This is a genomic window from Acerihabitans sp. TG2 (genome assembly GCF_035013185.1).
In the GTDB taxonomy this organism is placed as follows: Bacteria; Pseudomonadota; Gammaproteobacteria; order Enterobacterales; family Enterobacteriaceae; genus Acerihabitans.
In genome coordinates this window covers 86,446-93,290 of sequence record NZ_JAYGJO010000023.1, presented here as the reverse complement: position 1 = coordinate 93,290, position 6,845 = coordinate 86,446, and the positions used below count along the sequence as shown (strand labels likewise).

Sequence of the window (6,845 nt, the reverse complement as noted above, 5' to 3'; positions counted from 1 at the left end):
ATGCAGACCGTCACTTACGATTGATGGTTTATGCGCAAAGTAAACAAACCTGAAAACAAAAAAGTCCGCAATTACGCGGACTTAAGCTTAATTTAATGCCTGTTAGTGCCAGACATTTATTGTTAGAAACTCATTCCCACTCGATTATCAACAGACTTCTTTGACCCGCGTGGTTAAAGGGTTTGGTGGTGATTGACCTGGAGCCTTTACCGTCGCTTTTACCGTCAAATGCACAGCTCTTTGGCTGGCGCGGGAGATGGAGCAATTTGCGGGGCGTTGACGTTTTCGGGATCATTGTCAATCAGGTCTTGTTATACCAACTTGACTGTATTTTTTTAAGCCAAGAATGACGGTTTATAAAAATCGCCAAACTGATACTTGTTAATTAGTCGCCAAAACGGTATTGAGAACCATGGACACTCCTGTCCGTTAGTGATCCATCGAATTTTCAACCGTCAGATTCAGTAGGATTCGGGGCATCCAGTGAATGTGTTCTATATGTCTTGTAGATCTGTTGGACCGCAGGATTGTCTAAACTCTCGTACACGATATTTTCTTTGTCTAAGCCATCCAAGCCTCTAATACCACTTATCAACTCTGGCCACTCGTCACGACTAGAAATGTTTACCACGAACGGTTTCAGGTAATTATCGAGATGTCTCTTGGAAGGATCTCGGATCTCGTCGCTGAGTGCCCGCAGGTAGTCGTCCTTGGTTGTCCTTGACCAGTCGATAGCGAATTTGGCACGATAGGAGAGTTCCATGAAGACAAGCAGAATAGTGCGACCATTGCCGTCCAGGAAGGGGTGTGCGAAAGCCAACTGACCCATCACCTCGCCAGGCCGATCTCTAAAGCGCTTCTTGTTTGCTGCCAACTGAAGCGCATAGTCGATAGACATTTTGATCAAATCCGGGCGCTCAAAGACGGTGCTATGAGGATCTTCGTGCGACCCTTTGAATACTGCGAGGTGCGGCACAAGCTCGTTACGATCTTTCCCTGCCCAGTGATAGAAGTCGGCAAAAAGGATCTCATGAACTTTAAGTACGGTCTGGTAGTCGATGGGCCGCCTGCTAGCCAAGTAGGCAAGTAGGCAAGTAGGCAAGTAGGCAAGTAGGCAAGTAGGCAAGTAGGCAAGTAGGCAAGTAGGCAAGTAGGCAAGTAGGCAAGTAGGCAAGTAGGCAAGAGCCTCTTCGATACTCAATTCGAACGAAAGATGCTCTGACTCCTTTACTTCGCCAGGATCTTTAAGCTGTAGCGAATTTTGAAGATATCCAGCAGTTTCAAAATCGCCAAAGGGATCAAAACTCATATGCTGATTTTTTTCTTGGAATCTCTTTTCTCCTGAAGGTACCCCCCTTGGAGGGTCAGGATTTCAGACTTGCTCAGCACGCCTTTTCTTTTTAGATTGACGAGTAATTGCTCGACGTTATCCAACTCGACTACGTCACCAGCCATACGGGTAATAGCTACGGCCATACGGCTTATGCCGTCACGTTCAGTAGTGACTTTGTGGGATTTAGCAAGCCTGCGGACTTGAGTTGCAACACTTACAGCGGCTGTTTTAGTCATCGAAAACCCCCCATTTACTTACAAAGTATAGCAAGATGCTGGCGTGTTGTCTCCACCTAGCGTTTCAACTGTGTCGCGATCTTCGGGCGGGTACAGAGAACCGCGCGCAACGGGTGAAACTTCAATTTTTATCTGCGCATCTCATTCGGATTATTGGTTTTCGGGACCGCCGACACGCCGGTAGCGCGCTTATCAATAGCGCGACCTGTTGGTAATAGGGTGATTGCTTATCCATGCGTTGACTCTCCGTTGATAAATTTTTCAGGGACGGTGATCTGATATTGTTTATCCAACTTACCGCCTGATACCACCTGCCGTTTTCCTGATCCTAGGTCGATGCTGGTTTTATCGATCCGTTTAGCCCAGTCATGGGCATAATAATCTGCCAAAAATAGGTATACGCGGTTCGTTTGCACCGCACCGCTGGCGTTAAGTAACTTCTCCACTTTGCGCGGATTCAGGTTAACCAGTCCCTGAAACAGTTCGGCCGCATGCTCAAAAGCGATCTCCGCCGGCACAGCTTTTACCAGTTCGTAGGCCGCTAACTCAGGCACGCTGGCTTTTAACGTATTCCCTTTAATCTCGATATCGGTCAGATATTGCTCGCCAAGCGGGGACAACTTTTGGTTGGAAAGAAAAAGCCAGTCAACGCCGGGGAATTCTTTAAACCATTTGAGCAACGCCGCTTTGTCATCGACATACAGCCAGACGCTCTTGTGGGTTAGCTGGACGGCCCTGATAGGTTAAACTGGTAAGGCCTGCCAGATGGACCGGCACCGATAACTGGTTTTGCAGGCATAATACCGCGTCATGCCAATCAGGCTCACGACCGGTGCGCAAGTATATTCCCGAACGCAGTTTATGCAGCCAGTTGCTCTGCTCATACCTATGCGCCAGGGAAGGACTGATATCATGCTTTGTCAGCCAAGACTTTGCCACCAAAGAGCCTGGTGCAGTATTTTGTAAAAGCCAGTTTATTTTTTACGACATACATTCACTATTAGTGAAACTATTCCATTAATAGTAAACCAAGAAATGGTGAGTAATACCACGAACAATACCACACCAATGCAACGCTTCCTTAAGGTCAGTTGCCATGTGGCCTCATCCTACCGAGGTAGCTGCAAAACCGCCTTCTTGTCAAAGGACACAAAGGTTTCACAACTCAGCCACTTGCCTTCATGCGACACAGTGCTCAACGTCGCATCCTCGAATAAATCGTGCGTCAGTGTTACCGGCACTTTCACGTGACTGCAAGCGATGCCATCGCAACCTCCTGTCCGTCACACCCGAAGTAAGGAATTTTTCAATTACCGACAAGATGGGCACATGGTATGCATGCTTGCCAAAGATGGCTAAATGGCTAAAATTAATACATAACGATAAATCGACTGGGACTGCCATGCACGCACAATCCGTCAGGGACGTGAAAGACAATTTTGGACGGCTGATTGATACCGCTCGGGTTGAAGCCGTGGTGATCGAGAAACACGCTCGCCCAGTTAGTAATGTTACCACCACCAACACATCCGGGAAACGCCATGGCTGAGCTGAGTTTTAAGAGTAAACAGCTCACTCACAACCACCTTCTCCCTGCTCACTTCCGCCCTCCCGTGCCGCATCCAGAGAGTAGAGTTGGGCCGGACGCCCTTGAAGGCAATCTCGTCATCCACGTCGATAGCTATCCGTTACTTAACGTTAAATAGGGGGATGACGGGAATGCAAGAAGTTAAATTTAGAGAATGGCTGGAAGCCAGAGGCGCAAAAACGCAAGCTGGCCGAAATTCTCGTATTTATGCGGTAAAGACAATCGAGAAGAATCTAGCTGCTTTGGGTTCACCCCACGCCGACCTTGCTTCAGCCCATACTGCGGATGGGTTTGCGCAATTGCGTGAGCGAATCAAACAAATTCGCAGCAACATCAAAAACGGCGACGACGAATATCGACTTCTGATGCCTGATTCGGAAAATCCTCTTAACAGACTGTCCAACTGGAACAGTTGGCTGGCGCAATACGGGCGTTTCCTTGGAGGTGATGATTCCCAAGCCGACGAGATACGGGATTATGTCCTTGAACACTACATCAGCCCAGCCCGTGAACGGGGAGATACCAGCGTTACCGTGGTGGTAGGCCCCCTAAATAATGAAATGGGCCTCAACATGGCTTGGCCTAATATTTGTCAGGCACTGGAAGGGCGAAAATTTCAGGAATTGGTCGATGTGCCCCCGCCTGTTGCGGAGGGGCCGAAACAAAGCACGACCCGGAAATTGACTTTCATACTCGCTGAAGGAGACGACCGCGTGGCCCAAATCAAATCGACCCCCACTAACCTCATTCTCTATGGCCCTCCCGGCACCGGCAAGACCTATCACTCGGCGAGGGAGGCCGTTACTCTATGCGATGGGATAGTCGGCTATCCGGAATCAAAGGCGGGACGTGCGGCCTTGATGGCGCGTTACAACGAGCTGATGGCAGAAAAGCGGATCGGTTTTGTCACCTTCCATCAGAGCTATGACTACGAAACCTTCGTTGAGGGCCTCCGTCCAGAAACCGGCGGAGATGAAACCTCGCCAGCGGGATTCCGACTTACTCCCATGCCGGGGATCTTCCGGGAAATTTGTGCCCTTGCAGATCAGGCCCGAACCCGGAGTCGTTTGCCGTTACGACACGCTGTTAGCCGATACAGCGCTGCTCCGTATCATGAAGTCGTGCGTAGCCCTGCTTCGCCGCTATGCTCGTGCAACCGAAACTATCCGCCACCTGAACGAGCTGCGATTCCTGTTAGCCGATGTCAGCGATGTGCCCCTAAGCAATCTCCCATGGTCACAGGTTCGCATCGACCGAACCAACAGCCGCTGGGAAACGCTCTACGGATTGGCGCGCTTATTCCTGAAACGCGATTGGCAGGCCACACATCTCGATAGCCGCGCACAGAGCGGGATCACGCTGCTTTTTCCTATGAACGACCTGTTCGAGGCTTATATTGCGGCGCTGGCCAAGCAGGCAGTGCGCGGCACTGAATGGACGGTCCATACCCAAGGCGGCAAGTTGTTTTGCCTGGTCGAAGAAGGCGAAGACGGCAGGCAGCGCTTCCAGACTAGACCCGACCTGCTTATCAAGCAGGGCCACGATACCGTGATGATAATCGACACCAAATGGAAGCGCATCGGGCGCAATCCCGAAGATGCCAAGCACGGCGTATCACAAGCAGATGTCTATCAGATGATGGCCTATGCCCGGCTCTATCGCTGTCCCGAAGTCATGCTTCTCTATCCGCACCATGCGGGGCTTGGTACCTCCGCGCTGACGGCCGGTTATAGGATTTGGGAAGGCGAGGAACGATTGCAAGTGGCGAGTGTCGATCTGGTACCTGGTGAGGCCGCCGTTGTCGAGCGGTTAATCAACTTGCTCCCAACAGCCAAGCCGGGGCCTGCGCAGGAAATCACATCGGGCAGCGAATTGCATTTTCGGGAAGGGTGCTGATCCTCGGATAGATAGAGGCGTGCAAATGCGTTCCATACTATCGCATCCTTTTCACATACCATGAAAAATGCCACTGACAATGTGAAACACATCATCAATGGCATTAATTTTATTAAATAAAATCAATTAGTTGTAAAAAACCACTCACTCCCACTCAATCGTCGCCGGCGGTTTACCCGAGATGTCATAGACCACCCGGGAAATGCCTTCAATTTCATTGATAATACGGTTCGAGACACGTCCGAGGAACTCGTAAGGCAGGTGGGCCCAGTGCGCGGTCATAAAGTCGATGGTTTCCACTGCTCGTAGCGAAACCACCCAATCGTATTTGCGTCCATCACCCATCACACCGACCGAGCGCACCGGTAAGAAGACGGTAAACGCCTGGCTGACCTTATTGTACAGATCGGCCTTGTGCAGCTCTTCGATGAAAATCGCGTCGGCAAGGCGCAGCAGGTCGCAGTATTCTTTCTTCACTTCACCCAGCACCCGCACGCCCAGACCCGGGCCAGGGAACGGATGACGGTAGAGCATATCGTAAGGCAGGCCAAGTTCCAGGCCAATTCTACGCACCTCATCCTTGAACAGCTCTTTGAGCGGCTCCACCAAACCCAGTTTCATCTCCAGCGGCAACCCGCCGACATTATGATGGGATTTGATCACGTGGGCCTTACCGGTAGCAGAGGCGGCGGATTCGATAACATCGGGATAGATGGTGCCCTGCGCCAGCCACTTCACGGCAGCCTGTTTGCTGGCTTCGCGATCGAAAACTTCCACAAACACCCGGCCGATGATTTTGCGCTTGGCTTCGGGTTCGGACACCCCGGCCAGCGCGCTGAGGAACAGCTCCTCGGCGGCAACATGCACAATGTTCAGGCCATATTTCTCGCCGAACATGTCCAATACCTGATTGGCCTCGTTGAGCCGCAGCAAGCCGTTATCGACAAACACGCAGGTTAAGCGTTTGCCAATAGCGCGATGCAACAGCATGGCGGTGACCGACGAATCCACCCCGCCCGACAGGCCGAGTATCACGTGATCTTCACCTATCTGGTCGCGTAACCGGGTTACCGCGTCTTCAATAATTTTATCCGGCGTCCATAGCGCTTCACACCCGCAAATATCAAGCACGAAACGTTGCAGGATCTGCTGTCCTTGATGGGTATGGGTCACTTCCGGATGGAACTGCACGCCATAAAACCGTTTGTTTTCGTTGGCCATAACGGCGAAACGGCAGGATTCGGTACTGGCGACAGTCACAAAATCCGCAGGGATGCTGGTCACCTTGTCACCATGGCTCATCCACACATCCAGCAGCGGTTTGCCGTTGGCGCTTAACGAGTCCTGGATATCGCGCACCAGAGCACAGTCTTGCAACACTTCTACCTGGGCATAACCGAATTCGCGCTGGTTGGATCCTTCCACTCGCCCACCCAGTTGCATGGCCATGGTTTGCATACCGTAGCACACACCCAGCACCGGTACACCGGCCTGATAGACGTACTCGGGCGCAATCGGGCTATCCTGTTCTGTGGTACTTTCCGGGCCGCCGGAGAGAATAATGCCGCTGGGGGCAAAAGCGCGAATCTGCGCCTCAGTCACATCCCAGGCCCACAGTTCGCAGTAGACGCCAAGTTCGCGGACCCGCCGAGCAATCAGCTGGGTATATTGCGAACCAAAATCCAGGATTAGAATGCGATGCTTATGAATATTATCTGTCATATGGGGCGTATTCCAGGAGCGGATATCAATATGAAAAAACCACCCGACCGCAGTCGGGTATAGTTAAAAC

Annotated in this window: 4 protein-coding genes and 1 pseudogene; 1 reads left to right on the top strand and 4 read right to left on the bottom strand. The window is 51.4% G+C overall.

What is annotated here, in order from left to right; all coding sequences use genetic code 11:
• Nucleotides 1-448 precede the first annotated feature (448 nt).
• The 3 genes and pseudogenes from SJI19_RS18385 to SJI19_RS18370 all read right to left on the bottom strand — a co-directional run bounded on the left by SJI19_RS18385 (nucleotide 449) and on the right by SJI19_RS18370 (nucleotide 2,547).
• A complete protein-coding gene (locus tag SJI19_RS18385) occupies nucleotides 449-1,309 on the bottom strand; it encodes a Fic family protein (RefSeq protein WP_323479714.1) in 861 nt (286 codons plus the stop codon).
• Nucleotides 1,306-1,569, bottom strand: coding sequence for a hypothetical protein (locus SJI19_RS18380; RefSeq protein ID WP_162368064.1), 264 nt, complete (start codon nucleotides 1,567-1,569; stop codon nucleotides 1,306-1,308). Before SJI19_RS18380 ends, SJI19_RS18385 begins: the two co-directional genes overlap by 4 nt.
• Before the next feature lie 227 nt (nucleotides 1,570-1,796).
• Nucleotides 1,797-2,547: pseudogene (locus tag SJI19_RS18370) on the bottom strand (type IV toxin-antitoxin system AbiEi family antitoxin domain-containing protein).
• Between the two features lie 1,534 nt (nucleotides 2,548-4,081).
• On the opposite strand from SJI19_RS18370, the gene SJI19_RS18365 reads away from it, so the two are divergent.
• A complete protein-coding gene (locus SJI19_RS18365; RefSeq protein ID WP_323479713.1) occupies nucleotides 4,082-5,053 on the top strand; it encodes an McrC family protein in 972 nt (323 codons plus the stop codon).
• Between the two features lie 144 nt (nucleotides 5,054-5,197).
• Here the strand turns inward: SJI19_RS18365 and guaA are convergent, their stop codons facing one another.
• Nucleotides 5,198-6,775, bottom strand: coding sequence for a glutamine-hydrolyzing GMP synthase (guaA, locus tag SJI19_RS18360; RefSeq protein WP_323479712.1), 1,578 nt, complete (start codon nucleotides 6,773-6,775; stop codon nucleotides 5,198-5,200).
• Nucleotides 6,776-6,845: the final 70 nt, after the last annotated feature.

Coding starts and splice junctions, on each gene's coding strand:
- SJI19_RS18365 (WP_323479713.1), top strand. CDS start 4,082: ATGACTACGAAACCTTCGTTGAGGGCCTCCGTCCAGAAACCGGCGGAG.
- guaA (WP_323479712.1), bottom strand. CDS start 6,775: ATGACAGATAATATTCATAAGCATCGCATTCTAATCCTGGATTTTGGT.
- SJI19_RS18385 (WP_323479714.1), bottom strand. CDS start 1,309: ATGAGTTTTGATCCCTTTGGCGATTTTGAAACTGCTGGATATCTTCAA.
- SJI19_RS18380 (WP_162368064.1), bottom strand. CDS start 1,569: ATGACTAAAACAGCCGCTGTAAGTGTTGCAACTCAAGTCCGCAGGCTT.